Raw genomic sequence first — 13,738 nt, 5'->3', positions numbered from 1 at the left:
CACAAAAGTAGTGCTGGCTAGTGGGCTCGCTCGGTACACAATTCGCGTCGTGCCGACCCAGACTTGGATCGGATGTTATTTCACGTCGAAAATCTGCCGTGCCATGGCCCACATCGCCAATCGAACACACGTCACTTACCCTTTAAAAATCTTCAGTAATGCTACTGCCGGGGAAAACAATCCGACCTTTCGGTTTGCTTGAGCGGCTTCGAGGACTTCGACAAGCTCATCGTATTTGTCGGCTTGTCTGTCGTTCAAGTTAGTCATATTCATGCTCCAGCGCGGGAAAGTGCGGAAACTGGCCGGTTCGTTGTAAATCACTCGGGAATTTTTGTGTCGAGGATCAAGTTCGATTTTCTTGTAAAGCGTATCGAGTTTAGATGCCGGACCCTCCAATACTTGCAGAAACCACCCGCCGTTGTAAAACAAACTACCTGTTATCTCCAGTGGGCCGTTGTTTGTCTTTGCCTTTTCTTGTATCGAGGAGAGGTCCTCTGCAGACATCTTACGTGTGGCTTGGCTTATGTAAATGAGTTGATTGATCGACATTGGAACATTCTGATTTTGGTGAACCCGGGGCAAATTTGACAGGGCGGATCTGCATGTTATCTTAAGAAGTCGTATAGCGTTTGAAGTGCTTTAAAAGGGCCTGCCGGATTTACCTTAAGCCCTTGACTTGTGTCCGGCCCTTCGGCGTCCTTGGAAGCGCCACGTGGCCGCGCATCCCAGAATCGATAGCAAGTCCACGCTTGATGAGACCAACGTAATGCTGGCGGTCGGTTCCGATTGCGGGCACCAGATAAAAAATAGTGGAAAACTCAATTCTGTTCCCCTTACCCGTAACCCAAGCGACGTCAACATCCCGCACTAGCGGTGAACTATCTGTCTGCGCCACGTAAAAGTATCGACCTAAATCGTAAGCCAACTATTTCCTTCCACACAACAGAGAATCAAACGTTCGAACGGAATTGGCAGGAAGTGCGAACAAGGCGAAAGCCTCAGCGCACTGGCAAAGGCTTACGGCATATCGAGGGCCAATGCTCATGGCATCGTAAACGTGTTGCAGTGAGTTGCATTGACTGAATGAGCTTACACAGCGGTTACATGGGCATGAGAAACCGTCAGAAAAAAAACCCCAACTGTAAAACTCAGGCTAAGTGTTTTATTCTATTGGTGCGGCTGGCGGGGATCGAACCCACGACCCTTGGCTTCGGAGGCCAATACTCTATCCACTGAGCTACAGCCGCAACGTGAGCGATTGTAGCCGCTGACCATGTGCCTCTAAAACAGGTAACTGACGAGGGATGCAAAGGGGCGACGGTTATACTCGTTGGCTAATTAGAGCCCCCGATTTTTTGAGGACACCATGAGCGCCAACCCCCATGACCATGCGGCAGAAGAAGACCACACCGGTCCTATCAAAAATCCCAAACAACTGCTGGTGGCGGTGTTTTTCTCATTCGTGATTCCGATTTTTGCCATTATTGGCCTGGTGTTTTACGTGGTGTCGGCCGCCAAACCGGCGGGCACCAACACGGCGGATTCCATGACCCTGGGCGGCGTGACGGAGCAATCTCAAAGCCAAGCCATTGCCGCCCGCATCCAGAAAATCGGCGCCGTCGAAATCCGCGATGCCAACCGCGAGCTCAAATCTGGCGAAGAAGTCTTCAAGGCCCAGTGCACCAACTGCCACACCGCAGGCTTGGTGGGCGCGCCCAAGTTTGGCGATGCCGGTGCCTGGGGCCCGCGCATCAAAACCGGCTATGAAGCGCTGCTGCACTCCGCGTTGGTCGGCAAGGGTGCCATGGGTGCGCAAAGCGGTGGCGATTTTGATGACACCGAAATCGCCCGCGCCGTGGTCTACATGGCCAATGCCGGGGGGGCCAGCTTCCCCGTGCCACAAAAGCCCGCAGCTGCCAGCGACGCCGTTGCCGCCGCCAAGTAAGCGCAGGCAACGCCCTTAAAAAAGGCCGGTTCTTCCGGCCTTTTTTAATGCTTCAATCGGCCTCTATTGCATACTCCATCTGCGCAAGCCGCTATTATTTTGATAATAACTGCGGGCTGGATATGTAGTTGAATTGGGTCGGCAAGCGGGCGGCATCCATCGGCTGCGGCACCCACAGGCCCTGCTCTACCGCGTCGGCGGCATAACCCATGTCCAGGGTGTGCACCAGGCCAAAGCCCAGGTCGGTATCGAGGTACAAATGGCCCCGTTCGTCCAGCACACAACGCTGCACCCGCGCGGCCTGGCCGGTGTGGGCCAGCACCGAGAAATCGGGCTGCACGCGCCACACATAGGGCGTGATTTCCAGTTCCACATAGACCCGCTGCGGCCCGTTCTGGAAGAACCAGCGTCCCTGGCGGTCACTTTCATAATTGCGCTGGATGAAGTCGATCAGCTTCTCGTGCAGCAGCCGCGAGCCCTTGCTCTGCGGTGTGGCCCCAGGGCCCGCAAACGGCCCGGCCGCCTGCGCCGGGTCGTCGCGCATGTACCAGTTGCCGCGCGCGTCCAGGCCCAGCCAGCCGTAGCAGTCGGGCACGTTGGGCCACTTGGCGATGGCTTGTTTGACGATGTCGTCCATAGTTGCTTATTTAATTGCCTGTAAAAGCCAGCCGCCGACGGCATCGGGCATGCTGCGCACGTGGCCGGGCATGGGGCCGTGGGGAAAGCCGACATGGCCGCCGTGGCTGGGCTGCCACAGGGTGACGTGCGCGCCCACCTGGTCCTGGTGTGGCAGGCTCCAGGCGGGCACAAAGGGGTCGTTGCGGGCATTCACCACCAGGGCCGGGATGCGGATCTGCGCCAGGTGGGGCTTGGCCGAGGCCCTTGCCCAGTAGTCTTCGGTGCTGTTGTAGCCGTGCAGCGGGGCGGTGAAGATGTTGTCGAATTCGTACAGATCGCGCGCAGCTACCAGTGCCTCGCGGTCGAACAGGCCGGGGTGCTGTTCCAGCTTGCGCAAGGCTTTGGGCTTCATGCTGCGCAAAAACATGCGGGTGTAAATTTGCCGGTTCAGGCCACGCCCTATGGCCCAGCCGCTGGCCGCCAGGTCGGTGGGCGCGCACACGGCCGCCACAGCGCGCACCACCTGGCGCGCCTGGTCGCCCATTTCCTCGGCCCAGCGCAGCAAGGCGTTGCCGCCCAGGGAAATGCCCACGGCGATCACCTTGCCCCGGTGCCAGGTCTTCAGGCGCTTGAGCACCCAGCCGATTTCTTCAAAATCGCCCGAGTGGTAGGCACGCGGCCCCAGGTTGAGTTCGCCACTGCAGCCGCGAAAGTGTGGCACCACAAAGCCCATGCCGTGTGCCCGGGCGTAGTCGGCAAAGGCCTCGGCATAGTGGCTGCCCGACGAGCCTTCCAGCCCGTGGAACAGCACCAGCAACGGCCGCCCGGCCTCGCTGGCCGCCGGGTCGGCGATGTGGGCGGCGGCATCGCAAAAGTCCACGTCGATGAAGTCCATGTCCGGCGTGATCCAGCGCTCGCGCCGGAACTGGGGCCGGGGCCCGAACACACGGCGCGAGTACAAGGCCGGCCAAATGGTTTGTGCATGGCCACTGGGCAGCCACCAAGGTGCTACATAGTTCATAGCGGGTTACGCATAGAGAATATGCGTTAGAGGCTGATTTTGTTTAAATTGCATGTCAGTGCAGCAGCGCGGGCGCGCCGCCCGACTCCTGCATCTCGCGGCCGGTACCAGGGCTGGCGTGGTGGGCCACCATGCGCCAGCCTTGGGCGGTCTTGTGGTACACATTGGTGGCGATGGCAAAGGCCTCGCGCGGACCGTCGGGGGCCATTACCTCGATGCGCTCCACTAGGTTGTGCACGGCACTGGCCAGCGCATTCACCCGGCGCACCTGCTCGGGCCAGGCCCGGATGCGGCCTTGGCCAAACATCGCATCGAACGCGCTGCGGATGGCCGCCACGCCCACCACACGCGGCCCGCCTGGGTGTACGCAGACGATATCGTCCTCGTCGGCCCAGCAGGCCATGAGCTTGTCGATGTCGCCATTTTGTAAGGCATCGTAAAAGGCGGCTTCGGTGTCATCGGCAGTGCCACCCACGGTGGCGGCCTGGAGTTTGGCTTTGGGCATGGCTTACACGGGGATGGGGCAAGGTTAAAAGTACTGTGATTTTGCCCTGCTTTGGGCCAGCGCCCGGGGGCTGTGTGCTAAGGTCAAACGCTATACAGGCCCGCATGCGGCCCGCTACTGGAGGAATTCATATGAAACGCTGGTTACCCGCCCTACTGCTCGCATCCGCCCTGACCGGCTGCGGCTACAACGATTTTCAACGCCTGGATGAGCAAAGCAAAGCCGCCTGGAGCGAGGTGCTGAACCAGTACCAGCGGCGCGCCGACCTGGTGCCCAACATCGTTGCTACCGTCAAGGGCGAAGCCGCATTTGAGCAAGACACGCTGACCAAGGTGGTGGAAGCCCGCGCCAAGGCCACGTCCATCCAGGTCACACCCGAGACGCTGAACAACCCCGAGGCCTTCGCCAAGTTCCAGGCCGCCCAGGGCGAACTAGGCAGCGCCTTGAGCCGCCTGATGGTGACGGTCGAAAAATACCCCGACCTGAAGGCCAACAAGGGCTTCAGCGATCTGCGGGTGCAGCTGGAAGGCACCGAGAATCGCATCACCGTGGCCCGCAATCGCTTCATCGGCACGGTGCAGGAATACAACGTACTGGCCCGCAGCTTCCCCAGCAACCTGACGGCCAAGGTCATGGGCTACCAGGCCAAGCCCAGCTTCACGGTGCAAAACGAAGCCCAGATCTCGGCCCCGCCCGTGGTGGACTTCAAGAAGTAAATGCCCATGCTGCTACGCCTACTGCGTCTGCTGGTTGCGTGCTGGCTGGCCTTGCTGGCACTGGGTGGCTACGCCCAGAACGTGCTGCCGGTGCCTGCACTGACCGGCCATGTGATCGACACTACGGCCACCTTCAGTGCCAGCCAGCAGCAGGCGCTGGAGGCTAAACTGACCGCATTCGAGGCCAGCAGCGGCGCGCAAGTGGTGGTGCTGATGGTGCCGACCACCCAGCCCGAAGACATCGCCAGCTACGCCAACCGGGTGGGCAACGCCTGGAAAATCGGCCGCAAAGAGGTGGGCGACGGGCTGGTTCTGCTAGTTGCCAAGAACGACCGCAAGCTGCGCATCGAGGTGGCCAAGACGCTGGAGGGTGCCATTCCCGACCTGGCGGCCAGCAACATCATCAACGACGCGATCACGCCGCGCTTCAAGCAGGGCGACTTTGCCGGGGGCGTGGACGCCGGGGTAGACCAGATCATGGCTCTGGTCAAGGGCGAAGCGCTGCCTGCGCCCCAGGCCAGAGCCACACCGCAGAACGACGGGTTTGACTGGCAGCAGATGCTGATCTTCGCCGTGTTTGCCGTGCCGATTGCGGGCACCATCGCCCGCAGCATCTTCGGGGCCAAGCTGGGCGCGCTGGTGACGGGCGGGGCTGTGGGTGCGCTGGCCTGGGTGCTGTCGGCCAGTCTGCTGATAGCAGGCGTGGCCGGCGTGGCGGCACTGTTGTTTACGCTGTTGTCACGCTTTGGGAACGCGTCCCTGGGCGGTAGTCTGGGCGGGATGGGAGGCTTCGGCGGTGGTGGTTTCAGCTCTGGTGGGCGCAGCAGCGGTGGCGGCGGCTTTCGTTCGGGCGGTGGCGGCAATTTTGGCGGCGGCGGTGCCTCCGGTGGGTGGTAGTCAACATGTGGAAGCATTTCCTCCGAATCCTGAAACACTGCTGGTGCGATGTGGGCGATGTACGCCGCACTGTGCCAGCGTCCCTGCTGGAGCGGCTCACCCAGCGGGTCAGCGCCAGCGAACAACGGCACACCGGCGAGATCCGTATTTGCGTCGAAGCCGGTTTGCCGTTCAGCTACCTGTGGCGCAACGCCTCGGCGCGGGAGCGGGCAGTGATGCTGTTTGGCAAGCTGCGCGTCTGGGATACCGAGCACAACAACGGCGTATTAATTTACGTGCTGCTGGCCGACCACGCCATCGAACTGGTGGCCGACCGGGGCGTGAACGCCCGCGTCTCTCCCCTGGAATGGCAGGAGATGGTGGCACACCTGGGCACGGCCTTGCAGGCGGGCCAGGTGGAAGAGGGTTTGAGTACCGCGCTGGAAGAAGTGTCTGTCGTGCTCGCGCAGCATTTCCCGCTGCTGCCGGGTGGCGTGCGAGGCAATGAACTGCCGAACGCGCCTGTACTGGTGGATTGAGCTTTTACAGGGTATTTTTTATGCTCTAAACATGCTGTAGCGTAGATACTACCTATGCTAGATGCTCTTGTTTTTAATATCAAAAACAAGAGCATGCTCTCCGTGTATTCCGCCCACAAAAAAGCCGCTTTACAGCGGCTTTTTAGATGGTGTCAGCGAAGACTAGCGGATCTGGCGGAACTTGCGCAGCGCCGAAATCTGGGCCGCCATGATGGCCAGCTCGGATTGGGCTTTGGCGATGTCCAACTGACCCTTGGCGTTGCGCAGAGCTTCTTCGGCGCGGGCCTTGGCGACATTGGCTTTTTCTTCGTCCAGGTCCTTGCCGCGGATGGCCGTGTCAGACAACACGGTGACGCAGTTGGGTTGGACTTCAAGAATGCCACCGGCCACGAAGATGAACTCTTCGGTGCCGTCGGCCTTTTCGATACGCACCGAACCCGGCTTGATACGGGTGATCAAGGGAGTGTGGCGCGGATAAATGCCCAGCTCGCCCGCCTCGCCCGGCAAAGCCACAAACTTGGCTTCGCCCGAGAAGATGGATTCTTCGGCACTGACAACATTCACGTGAATGGTGGTCATAGGTTTCCTTTGGGTCCAGCGTAATGACGATGGGGTGCCACTGGTGTAGCACCCCGCCGAAGGGAATTAGACCTTCTTGGCCTTCTCGATGGCTTCGTCGATGGAGCCAACCATGTAGAACGCTTGTTCTGGCATGTGGTCGCATTCGCCGGCCACAATCATCTTGAAACCACGGATGGTTTCCGACAATGGCACGTACTTGCCAGGCGAACCGGTAAACACTTCGGCCACGTGGAAGGGCTGGCTCAGGAAACGTTGGATCTTGCGGGCACGGGCCACGGCCAGCTTGTCGTCAGGCGCCAAGTCGTCCATACCCATGATCGCGATGATGTCGCGCAGTTCACGGTAGCGCTGCAGCGTGCCCTGCACGGCGCGGGCGGTGTTGTAGTGGTCTTCGCCCACGACCAGCGGGTCCAGCTGGCGGCTGGTCGAGTCGAGTGGATCGACCGCAGGGTAGATACCCAGCGAGGCGATGTCACGGCTCAACACCACGGTGGAGTCCAAGTGGGCGAAGGTGGTGGCAGGGCTTGGGTCGGTCAAGTCATCCGCTGGCACGTACACGGCCTGGATGGAGGTGATCGAGCCGACCTTGGTGGAGGTAATACGCTCTTGCAGACGGCCCATTTCTTCGGCCAGGGTAGGCTGGTAGCCCACGGCGGAAGGCATACGGCCCAGCAGTGCGGACACTTCGGTGCCGGCCAGGGTGTAGCGGTAGATGTTGTCCACGAAGAACAGCACGTCACGGCCTTCGTCACGGAAGGATTCCGCAATGGTCAGACCGGTAAGGGCCACGCGCAGACGGTTGCCTGGAGGCTCGTTCATCTGGCCGTAGACCATGGCCACTTTGGACTCTTCGAGGTTCTCGAGGTTCACCACGCCGGAATCGGCCATCTCGTGGTAGAAGTCGTTTCCTTCACGGGTACGCTCACCCACACCGGCAAACACGGACAAGCCGCTGTGTGCCTTGGCGATGTTGTTGATCAGCTCCATCATGTTCACGGTCTTGCCCACACCGGCACCACCGAACAGGCCGACCTTGCCGCCCTTGGCGAACGGGCAGATCAAGTCAATCACCTTGATGCCGGTTTCCAGCAATTCTTGCGAAGGGCTGAGCTCGTCGTACGCAGGGGCTTTGCGGTGGATGGTGGCGGTCAGATCCTGGCTGACAGGACCCCGTTCGTCAATGGGCGCGCCCAGCACGTCCATGATGCGACCCAAGGTGGCCTTGCCCACGGGAACGGTGATGCCCGCGCCGGTGTTGTAGACCATCAGGCCACGGCGCAGGCCGTCGGAAGAGCCCAGCGCGATGGTACGGACAATGCCGTCGCCCAGCTGCTGCTGCACTTCCAGGGTCAGCGCGGAGCCTTCCATTTTCAGCGCATCGTAAATGCGGGGCATGCTGCTGCGGGGGAACTCAACGTCCACCACGGCACCAATACACTGGACAATTTTTCCCTGAACGCGGGCGTTCACTTCTGCGTTTTCTTGAGCCATTTTTGCTCCAATAATTTGAATCTTGAAATCGGTGACGGACTGGGACAGTGGCGCAGCTTAAACAGCCGCCGCACCTGCCACAATTTCCGACAATTCTTTGGTGATCGCGGCCTGGCGGGTCTTGTTATAGATCAGCTTGAGCTCGGCAATCACGCTACCCGCGTTGTCGGTAGCAGCCTTCATGGCGACCATGCGCGCGGCATGCTCGGAGGCCATGTTTTCCGCGACCGCCTGGTAGGCCAACGCCTCCACGTAGCGGACCAACAAATTGTCGATCACCGACTGCGCATCGGGCTCGTAGATGTAGTCCCAGGTGTGCTGCGTGCCATTGGCCTTGGTTTCCGCCTGCATCTTGTCAGACGACAAAGGCAATAACTGCTCCACCACGGCCTCTTGCTTCATCGTGCTGACAAACTTGTTGTACACCAGGTAGACAGCGCTGATTTCACCCTTTTCATAGGCATCCAGCAGCACCTTGAGCGGGCCGATCAACTTGTCCAGGTGCGGCTTGTCACCCAGATGGGTCACATGCGCTACCACCTGGACGCCGGTACGGTTCAAAAACCCAAGACCTTTGCCGCCCACCGCCACTGTTTTTGCGGTCAAGCCTGCAGCCTGCGCAGCGCGCAGTTTCAGGGTCAACGCACGGAACAGGTTGGTGTTCAAACCGCCACACAAACCCTTGTCGGTAGTCACCACCACAAAACCCTCGGCCTTGGCGCCGTTGGGTTTCATGAAGTTGTGCACGTACTCGGGATTCGCCTGGCCCAGATTGGCTGCGATGTCACGGATCTTGTCGCTGTACGGGCGGGCTGCCTTCATCCGCTCCTGTGCTTTACGCATCTTGGAGACGGAAATCATTTCCATCGCCTTAGTGATCTTCTTGGTGTTTTCCACCGATTTGATCTTGGTGCGTAGTTCCTTGCCTGATGCCATGACGGGCTCCTAGTTAAGCGAACGTCTTCTTGAACGCGGTGACAGCAGCGTGCAACTCAGCTTCCGCTTCCTTGTCCAATGCTTTCGAAGCTTCAATCTTGGCTAACAAAGCCGCGCTCTTGTCCTTAAGATAGCCGTGTAGGCCGTGCTCAAAAGCCAGTATCTTCTTGACTTCGATATCGTCCATGAAGCCCTTGTTCACTGCGAACAAAGTGGCACCCATCAACGACACGGACAAGGGGCTGTACTGGGCTTGCTTGAGCAATTCGGTCACGCGGGCACCGCGGTCCAGCTGCTTGCGCGTCGATTCATCCAGATCCGAGGCAAACTGGGCAAAAGCCGCCAATTCACGGTACTGCGCCAAGTCGGTACGGATACCGCCCGACTGGCTCTTGATGATCTTGGTCTGTGCAGCGCTACCGACGCGAGACACCGAGATACCGGCGTTGATCGCAGGGCGGATGCCGGCGTTGAACAACGAGGTTTCCAGGAAGATCTGGCCGTCGGTGATCGAGATCACGTTGGTCGGCACGAAGGCAGACACGTCGCCAGCTTGCGTTTCAATGATCGGCAGAGCCGTCAAAGAACCGGTTTTGCCCTTGACTTCACCCTTGGTGAAAGCTTCGACATAGTCGACATTCACGCGGGCAGCGCGTTCCAGCAGGCGGCTGTGCAGATAGAACACGTCGCCAGGGTAGGCTTCGCGACCTGGTGGACGGCGCAACAACAAGGACACCTGGCGGTAGGCCACGGCCTGCTTGGACAAATCGTCGTACACGATCAGGGCATCTTGGCCGCGGTCGCGGAAGTACTCGCCCATGGTGCAGCCGGAGTAGGCCGAAACATACTGCATGGCGGCCGATTCAGAAGCCGAAGCCGCCACCACAATGGTGTATTCCATCGCACCAGCCTGCTCAAGGGCACGTACCACGTTTTTGATCGACGAGGCCTTTTGGCCAATCGCGACATACACGCAGCTTACGCCCTGGCCTTTTTGGGCGATGATGGCGTCGATGGCCACAGCCGTCTTGCCGGTCTGGCGGTCACCAATGATCAGCTCGCGCTGGCCACGGCCGATTGGCACCATGGCGTCGATCGACTTGATACCGGTTTGCATGGGTTGGTCCACCGATTTACGGGCAATCACGCCGGGCGCGACTTTTTCGATCACGTCGGTCATCTTGGCGTTGATCGGGCCCTTGCCATCGATCGGCTGGCCCAGTGCGTTCACCACGCGACCGAGCAATTCGGGACCGACTGGTACTTCCAGAATGCGGCCCGTGCACTTCACGATGTCGCCTTCGGAGATGTGCTCGTACTCGCCCAAAATCACGGAACCGACCGAGTCGCGCTCCAGATTCAGTGCCAGGCCGTAGGTGGGCTGGCCATCGCTACCGGCGGGGAACTCCAACATTTCGCCCTGCATCACGTCGGACAGGCCGTGCAAACGGCAGATACCGTCGGTCACGGACACCACGGTGCCCTGGTTGCGGATATCGGTTTGGGCCGTCAGGCCTTCGATGCGGCTCTTGATCAGCTCAGAAATTTCTGCGGGATTGAGTTGCATGACTCTTTCCTTCTCTTTCTTTAGTTAGCAAACAACCGGAGCCATGGGCTCTGGCCGAAAACGCTGGCACAGACCTTAACGCGATGGTTAAGCTGTCAGGGCCAATTTCATATGTTCCAGGCGGGCTTTGATCGAGGTGTCCAACACCTCGTCACCCACCACGACGCGAATTCCGCCAATCAACTCCGGCTGCAAAGCCACTGTGAGATTGAGCTTGCGTCCAAAACGCTTTTCCAGCGCCAACGAGACGTTGGCCAGGGCCTCTGCGTCGATCGCAAAAGCACTGAACACGGTCGCGTCAGAGGAGCCGCTCCGGGCATTTTTCAATGCACGGAACTGGGCAGCAATCTCGGGAAGAGCGGCCAGGCGCCCGTTCTCGATGACCATGCGCAAAAAGTTTTTTGCAGCATCTGGCAGGGCCGACTTGGCCACACCGGCTACCACCTCAAACACCTGGTTCACCTCAACCTTGGGGTTGTCGGCGAACTGGAGCAACTGGGGGTTGGCTGCAATCGTGGCCAATTCATCCACCCATCCGGCGGTGCCGTCCAGGTCAGACGCAGTGGCCTTGAACAGCGCTTCGGCGTAAGGACGGGCAATGGTTGCTATTTCAGCCATGGTCGTTATGTCGCTCAGAGTTCGGTTTGGAGACGATTCAGCAAGTCCGCGTGGACACCGGCATTGACTTCCTTGCGGAGAATCTGCTCGGCACCCTTCACAGCCAATGCAGCCACTTGCTCACGCAGGGCCTCACGGGCTTTGACGGTTTGCTGCTCGGCTTCGGCACGGGCTGCGGCGACGATCTTGTTGCCCTCTTCCGTGGCACGGGCCTTGGCCTCTTCCACGATCACTTGGGCACGGCGATCGGCATCGGCCAAACGCGACGCGGTCTCGGTGCGCGACTTGGCCAATTCGGCTTCCACACGCTGGTTGGCGTTGGTCAGTTCGGACTTGGCTTTGTCGGCGGCAGCAAGGCCGTCAGAGATTTTCTGCACCCGCTCATCCAAGGCTTTGGTGATGGGAGGCCACACGAATTTCATCGTGAACCACACCAAAATCGCAAAGACGATGGCCTGCAGAAACAGGGTTGAATTAATGTTCACGGCTTAATTCCTTTCGGTCGTGAAAGGTCGGCCAAAAATTAAATCGCGAAAGGCTTGGCGAATGCGAACAGCAGGGCAATAGCCACGCCGATCAGGAAAGCCGCGTCGATCAGACCGGCCAAAATGAACATCTTGGTTTGCAGTTCGTTCATCAGTTCAGGCTGGCGTGCCGACGATTCGAGGAACTTGCCGCCCATCAAAGCAATACCGATGGAGGCACCCATAGCGCCCAAGCCAACGATCAAACCACAAGCCAGAGCGACGAGACCGAGAATGTTTTCCATGATTAATCCTAAAAAGTACAGGTAAAAGAAAGAGAAAAGCGAAAACTAACCTTAACGCCCGCGTTAAATGAATTTAACGGCGGAGTTAATGCGACTCGTGAGACTGACCCACATAAATCAGCGTCAACATCATGAAGATGAAGGCTTGCAAGGTGATCACCAGAATGTGGAATATGCTCCACGCCGTACCGGCAATCACATGCCCAACACCTAGCCAGAACATGCCCGCAAGGGGATTGAACTGCCAGGCCCATGTGCCGCCCATCAAGGCGATCAACATGAAAACCAATTCACCAGCAAACATATTGCCAAACAACCGCATACCGTGCGAGACCGTCTTGGCCAGATACTCGATCAGTTGCATCAGGAAGTTGATGGGGTACAGAAACCAGTGGTCGCCAAATGGTGCTGCCACCAGTTCATGCGCCCAGCCGCCCAGGCCCTTGATCTTGATGTTGTAGACCAGGCAGACAAACAAAACGCTGACCGACAAGCCGAGCGTGGTGGACAGATCGGCGGTGGGCACGACACGCATGAAAGCGTGGTGGGCATCGCCGCCACTGGCGACAAACGTGTGTTCCCAGATCTTGGGCAAGATGTCCACGGGCAGCATGTCCATGCCGTTCATCAGGAAAATCCAGACAAACACGGTTAGCGCCAAAGGGGCCACCAGCTTGCGGCTCGTTGCGTTGTGGATCACGCCCTTGGCCTGGGTGTCGACCATTTCGGACAAGATTTCAACCGCGGCCTGGAAGCGACCGGGCACACCCGATGTGGCCTTGCGCGAAGCACGCCACAAGAAAAAGCAACCCACAATTCCCAGGATCACCGAGTACAGCACCGAGTCCAGGTTGAACAGGCTGAAATCCACGATGTGGGTTTGCTTGACGCTCTCGAACGAGAAGTTCTTTTGCAGATGCTGCAAATGGTGAACGATGTATTCGCCCGCCTTGGGGCCTTGCGTAGCCACATGTTCGGCAGCATTTTCAGCAGCGTTTTCAGTCGACATATGTGAAATCCATCAATCCTGTTAAGCCGTACGTTGGCGTTTAGTGCGAAACATCAGCGCAATCCAAACCACCTTCATGGTCACTACAAAGCCGACCAACAAGGCCAGCCAACTCAATTCTGGAACCAACCGGGGTGCAGCAAACAGTATGGCTACCGTGGCGACAATCTTGACCAGTTCCCACACAAAAAACCCCGCCATGGCAGCACCCGGAATGCTCCGAGCCAGCTTGCCAGTGACACCGCGCGCAAACAACGCTGCAGGTACCACCACCGCGATCGCTCCATATCCCGCCGACCAGCCCATCGCAAGCTTGCCGGTCACCAGCCATGCGGCCAGTGCTACCAAACACCCTGCTGCCAATTGGCCCCACACGATCGCCCAAATGGACATCATCGGAGTTTGCTGGCGCCAGGTTTGCGCTTGCGCAGCCGTCAGGGGCTTGAAATCGTCCTCGACTACCTTATCTTCTTGTTCTGCTTCCAGCTCGGTATGCATTCTTGGGGACATTGTTAGCCTGCTCTATGACACCCGACTGACATGAAT

At 58.9% G+C, this 13,738-nt stretch carries 17 protein-coding genes and 1 tRNA gene; 4 read left to right on the top strand and 14 right to left on the bottom strand.

All coding sequences use genetic code 11. The features are described from left to right. Positions 1-135: 135 nt before the first annotated feature. A complete protein-coding gene (locus tag AC097L_RS03215) occupies positions 136-549 on the bottom strand; it encodes a BLUF domain-containing protein (RefSeq protein ID WP_479584668.1) in 414 nt (137 codons plus the stop codon). Between the two features lie 622 nt (positions 550-1,171). Beyond that, a tRNA-Arg gene (locus AC097L_RS03210) sits at positions 1,172-1,247 on the bottom strand. Between the two features lie 119 nt (positions 1,248-1,366). Here AC097L_RS03210 and AC097L_RS03205 point away from each other — a divergent pair. Beyond that, positions 1,367-1,945 carry a c-type cytochrome gene (locus tag AC097L_RS03205; protein ID WP_479584667.1) on the top strand — a complete coding sequence of 193 codons (579 nt, stop codon included), beginning with the start codon at positions 1,367-1,369 and terminating at the stop codon, positions 1,943-1,945. 94 nt (positions 1,946-2,039) lie between these two features. Here AC097L_RS03205 and AC097L_RS03200 read toward each other — a convergent pair whose 3' ends face one another. From AC097L_RS03200 to AC097L_RS03190, 3 genes are read right to left on the bottom strand one after another with little or no spacing between them, the layout of a single operon-like run. Further along, positions 2,040-2,582: a DUF2946 family protein gene (locus AC097L_RS03200; RefSeq protein WP_479584666.1), complete on the bottom strand. Its 543-nt coding sequence runs from the start codon at positions 2,580-2,582 to the stop codon at positions 2,040-2,042. Positions 2,583-2,588: 6 nt separating this feature from the next. Beyond that, positions 2,589-3,584 carry a YheT family hydrolase gene (locus AC097L_RS03195; RefSeq protein WP_479584665.1) on the bottom strand — a complete coding sequence of 332 codons (996 nt, stop codon included), beginning with the start codon at positions 3,582-3,584 and terminating at the stop codon, positions 2,589-2,591. Positions 3,585-3,639: 55 nt separating this feature from the next. After that, a complete protein-coding gene (locus AC097L_RS03190) occupies positions 3,640-4,089 on the bottom strand; it encodes a YybH family protein (protein ID WP_479584664.1) in 450 nt (149 codons plus the stop codon). A gap of 131 nt (positions 4,090-4,220) precedes the next feature. Between AC097L_RS03190 and AC097L_RS03185 the strand changes: the two genes are divergently transcribed. From AC097L_RS03185 to AC097L_RS03175, 3 genes are read left to right on the top strand one after another with little or no spacing between them, the layout of a single operon-like run. Next, positions 4,221-4,805 (top strand): LemA family protein, encoded by a 585-nt coding sequence (locus tag AC097L_RS03185; protein ID WP_479584663.1) that lies wholly within the window; start codon positions 4,221-4,223, stop codon positions 4,803-4,805. Next, positions 4,806-5,702 carry a TPM domain-containing protein gene (locus tag AC097L_RS03180; protein WP_479584662.1) on the top strand — a complete coding sequence of 299 codons (897 nt, stop codon included), beginning with the start codon at positions 4,806-4,808 and terminating at the stop codon, positions 5,700-5,702. Between the two features lie 5 nt (positions 5,703-5,707). Further along, positions 5,708-6,220, top strand: a complete 513-nt coding sequence (locus tag AC097L_RS03175; protein WP_479584661.1) for a TPM domain-containing protein — start codon at positions 5,708-5,710, stop codon at positions 6,218-6,220. A gap of 162 nt (positions 6,221-6,382) precedes the next feature. On the opposite strand, the gene AC097L_RS03170 is transcribed toward AC097L_RS03175, so the two are convergent. From AC097L_RS03170 to AC097L_RS03130, 9 genes are all read right to left on the bottom strand, one after another. Beyond that, positions 6,383-6,799 (bottom strand): F0F1 ATP synthase subunit epsilon, encoded by a 417-nt coding sequence (locus tag AC097L_RS03170; RefSeq protein WP_479584660.1) that lies wholly within the window; start codon positions 6,797-6,799, stop codon positions 6,383-6,385. Positions 6,800-6,865: 66 nt separating this feature from the next. Beyond that, positions 6,866-8,293, bottom strand: coding sequence for a F0F1 ATP synthase subunit beta (atpD, locus tag AC097L_RS03165; RefSeq protein ID WP_479584659.1), 1,428 nt, complete (start codon positions 8,291-8,293; stop codon positions 6,866-6,868). Positions 8,294-8,350: 57 nt separating this feature from the next. Next, the gene (atpG, locus tag AC097L_RS03160; RefSeq protein WP_479584658.1) at positions 8,351-9,229 is read right to left on the bottom strand and encodes a F0F1 ATP synthase subunit gamma; all 879 of its coding nucleotides are present in this window, start codon (positions 9,227-9,229) and stop codon (positions 8,351-8,353) included. Between the two features lie 13 nt (positions 9,230-9,242). After that, on the bottom strand, positions 9,243-10,796 hold the full coding sequence (atpA, locus tag AC097L_RS03155; RefSeq protein ID WP_295955902.1) for a F0F1 ATP synthase subunit alpha: 1,554 nt from the start codon (positions 10,794-10,796) through the stop codon (positions 9,243-9,245). A gap of 87 nt (positions 10,797-10,883) precedes the next feature. Next, a complete protein-coding gene (locus AC097L_RS03150; RefSeq protein WP_479584657.1) occupies positions 10,884-11,414 on the bottom strand; it encodes a F0F1 ATP synthase subunit delta in 531 nt (176 codons plus the stop codon). A 14-nt stretch (positions 11,415-11,428) separates the two neighbouring features. Further along, on the bottom strand, positions 11,429-11,899 hold the full coding sequence (locus AC097L_RS03145) for a F0F1 ATP synthase subunit B (RefSeq protein ID WP_479584656.1): 471 nt from the start codon (positions 11,897-11,899) through the stop codon (positions 11,429-11,431). 38 nt (positions 11,900-11,937) lie between these two features. Next, positions 11,938-12,183, bottom strand: a complete 246-nt coding sequence (atpE, locus tag AC097L_RS03140; RefSeq protein WP_076196444.1) for a F0F1 ATP synthase subunit C — start codon at positions 12,181-12,183, stop codon at positions 11,938-11,940. 85 nt (positions 12,184-12,268) lie between these two features. Further along, complete coding sequence (atpB, locus tag AC097L_RS03135) at positions 12,269-13,192, bottom strand: F0F1 ATP synthase subunit A (RefSeq protein WP_479584655.1); 924 nt, start codon at positions 13,190-13,192, stop codon at positions 12,269-12,271. Positions 13,193-13,213: 21 nt separating this feature from the next. Then, complete coding sequence (locus tag AC097L_RS03130; RefSeq protein WP_479584654.1) at positions 13,214-13,690, bottom strand: ATP synthase subunit I; 477 nt, start codon at positions 13,688-13,690, stop codon at positions 13,214-13,216. Positions 13,691-13,738: the final 48 nt, after the last annotated feature.

This window comes from Rhodoferax sp. RT5P35 (genome assembly GCF_056521385.1).
The sequence above is the reverse complement of the archived record's forward strand: the minus strand, read 5'-3'. Positions and strand labels throughout refer to the sequence as shown.

What these genes read in the sequence shown, in the direction of transcription:
- AC097L_RS03205 (WP_479584667.1), top strand. Translation starts at nt 1,367, where the DNA reads ATGAGCGCCAACCCCCATGACCATGCGGCAGAAGAAGACCACACCGGT.
- AC097L_RS03175 (WP_479584661.1), top strand. Translation starts at nt 5,708, where the DNA reads ATGTGGAAGCATTTCCTCCGAATCCTGAAACACTGCTGGTGCGATGTG.
- AC097L_RS03200 (WP_479584666.1), bottom strand. Translation starts at nt 2,582, where the DNA reads ATGGACGACATCGTCAAACAAGCCATCGCCAAGTGGCCCAACGTGCCC.
- atpE (WP_076196444.1), bottom strand. Translation starts at nt 12,183, where the DNA reads ATGGAAAACATTCTCGGTCTCGTCGCTCTGGCTTGTGGTTTGATCGTT.
- AC097L_RS03185 (WP_479584663.1), top strand. Translation starts at nt 4,221, where the DNA reads ATGAAACGCTGGTTACCCGCCCTACTGCTCGCATCCGCCCTGACCGGC.
- AC097L_RS03215 (WP_479584668.1), bottom strand. Translation starts at nt 549, where the DNA reads ATGTCGATCAATCAACTCATTTACATAAGCCAAGCCACACGTAAGATG.
- atpD (WP_479584659.1), bottom strand. Translation starts at nt 8,293, where the DNA reads ATGGCTCAAGAAAACGCAGAAGTGAACGCCCGCGTTCAGGGAAAAATT.
- AC097L_RS03150 (WP_479584657.1), bottom strand. Translation starts at nt 11,414, where the DNA reads ATGGCTGAAATAGCAACCATTGCCCGTCCTTACGCCGAAGCGCTGTTC.
- AC097L_RS03195 (WP_479584665.1), bottom strand. Translation starts at nt 3,584, where the DNA reads ATGAACTATGTAGCACCTTGGTGGCTGCCCAGTGGCCATGCACAAACC.
- AC097L_RS03170 (WP_479584660.1), bottom strand. Translation starts at nt 6,799, where the DNA reads ATGACCACCATTCACGTGAATGTTGTCAGTGCCGAAGAATCCATCTTC.
- atpA (WP_295955902.1), bottom strand. Translation starts at nt 10,796, where the DNA reads ATGCAACTCAATCCCGCAGAAATTTCTGAGCTGATCAAGAGCCGCATC.
- AC097L_RS03130 (WP_479584654.1), bottom strand. Translation starts at nt 13,690, where the DNA reads ATGCATACCGAGCTGGAAGCAGAACAAGAAGATAAGGTAGTCGAGGAC.
- atpB (WP_479584655.1), bottom strand. Translation starts at nt 13,192, where the DNA reads ATGTCGACTGAAAACGCTGCTGAAAATGCTGCCGAACATGTGGCTACG.
- AC097L_RS03180 (WP_479584662.1), top strand. Translation starts at nt 4,806, where the DNA reads ATGCCCATGCTGCTACGCCTACTGCGTCTGCTGGTTGCGTGCTGGCTG.
- AC097L_RS03190 (WP_479584664.1), bottom strand. Translation starts at nt 4,089, where the DNA reads ATGCCCAAAGCCAAACTCCAGGCCGCCACCGTGGGTGGCACTGCCGAT.
- atpG (WP_479584658.1), bottom strand. Translation starts at nt 9,229, where the DNA reads ATGGCATCAGGCAAGGAACTACGCACCAAGATCAAATCGGTGGAAAAC.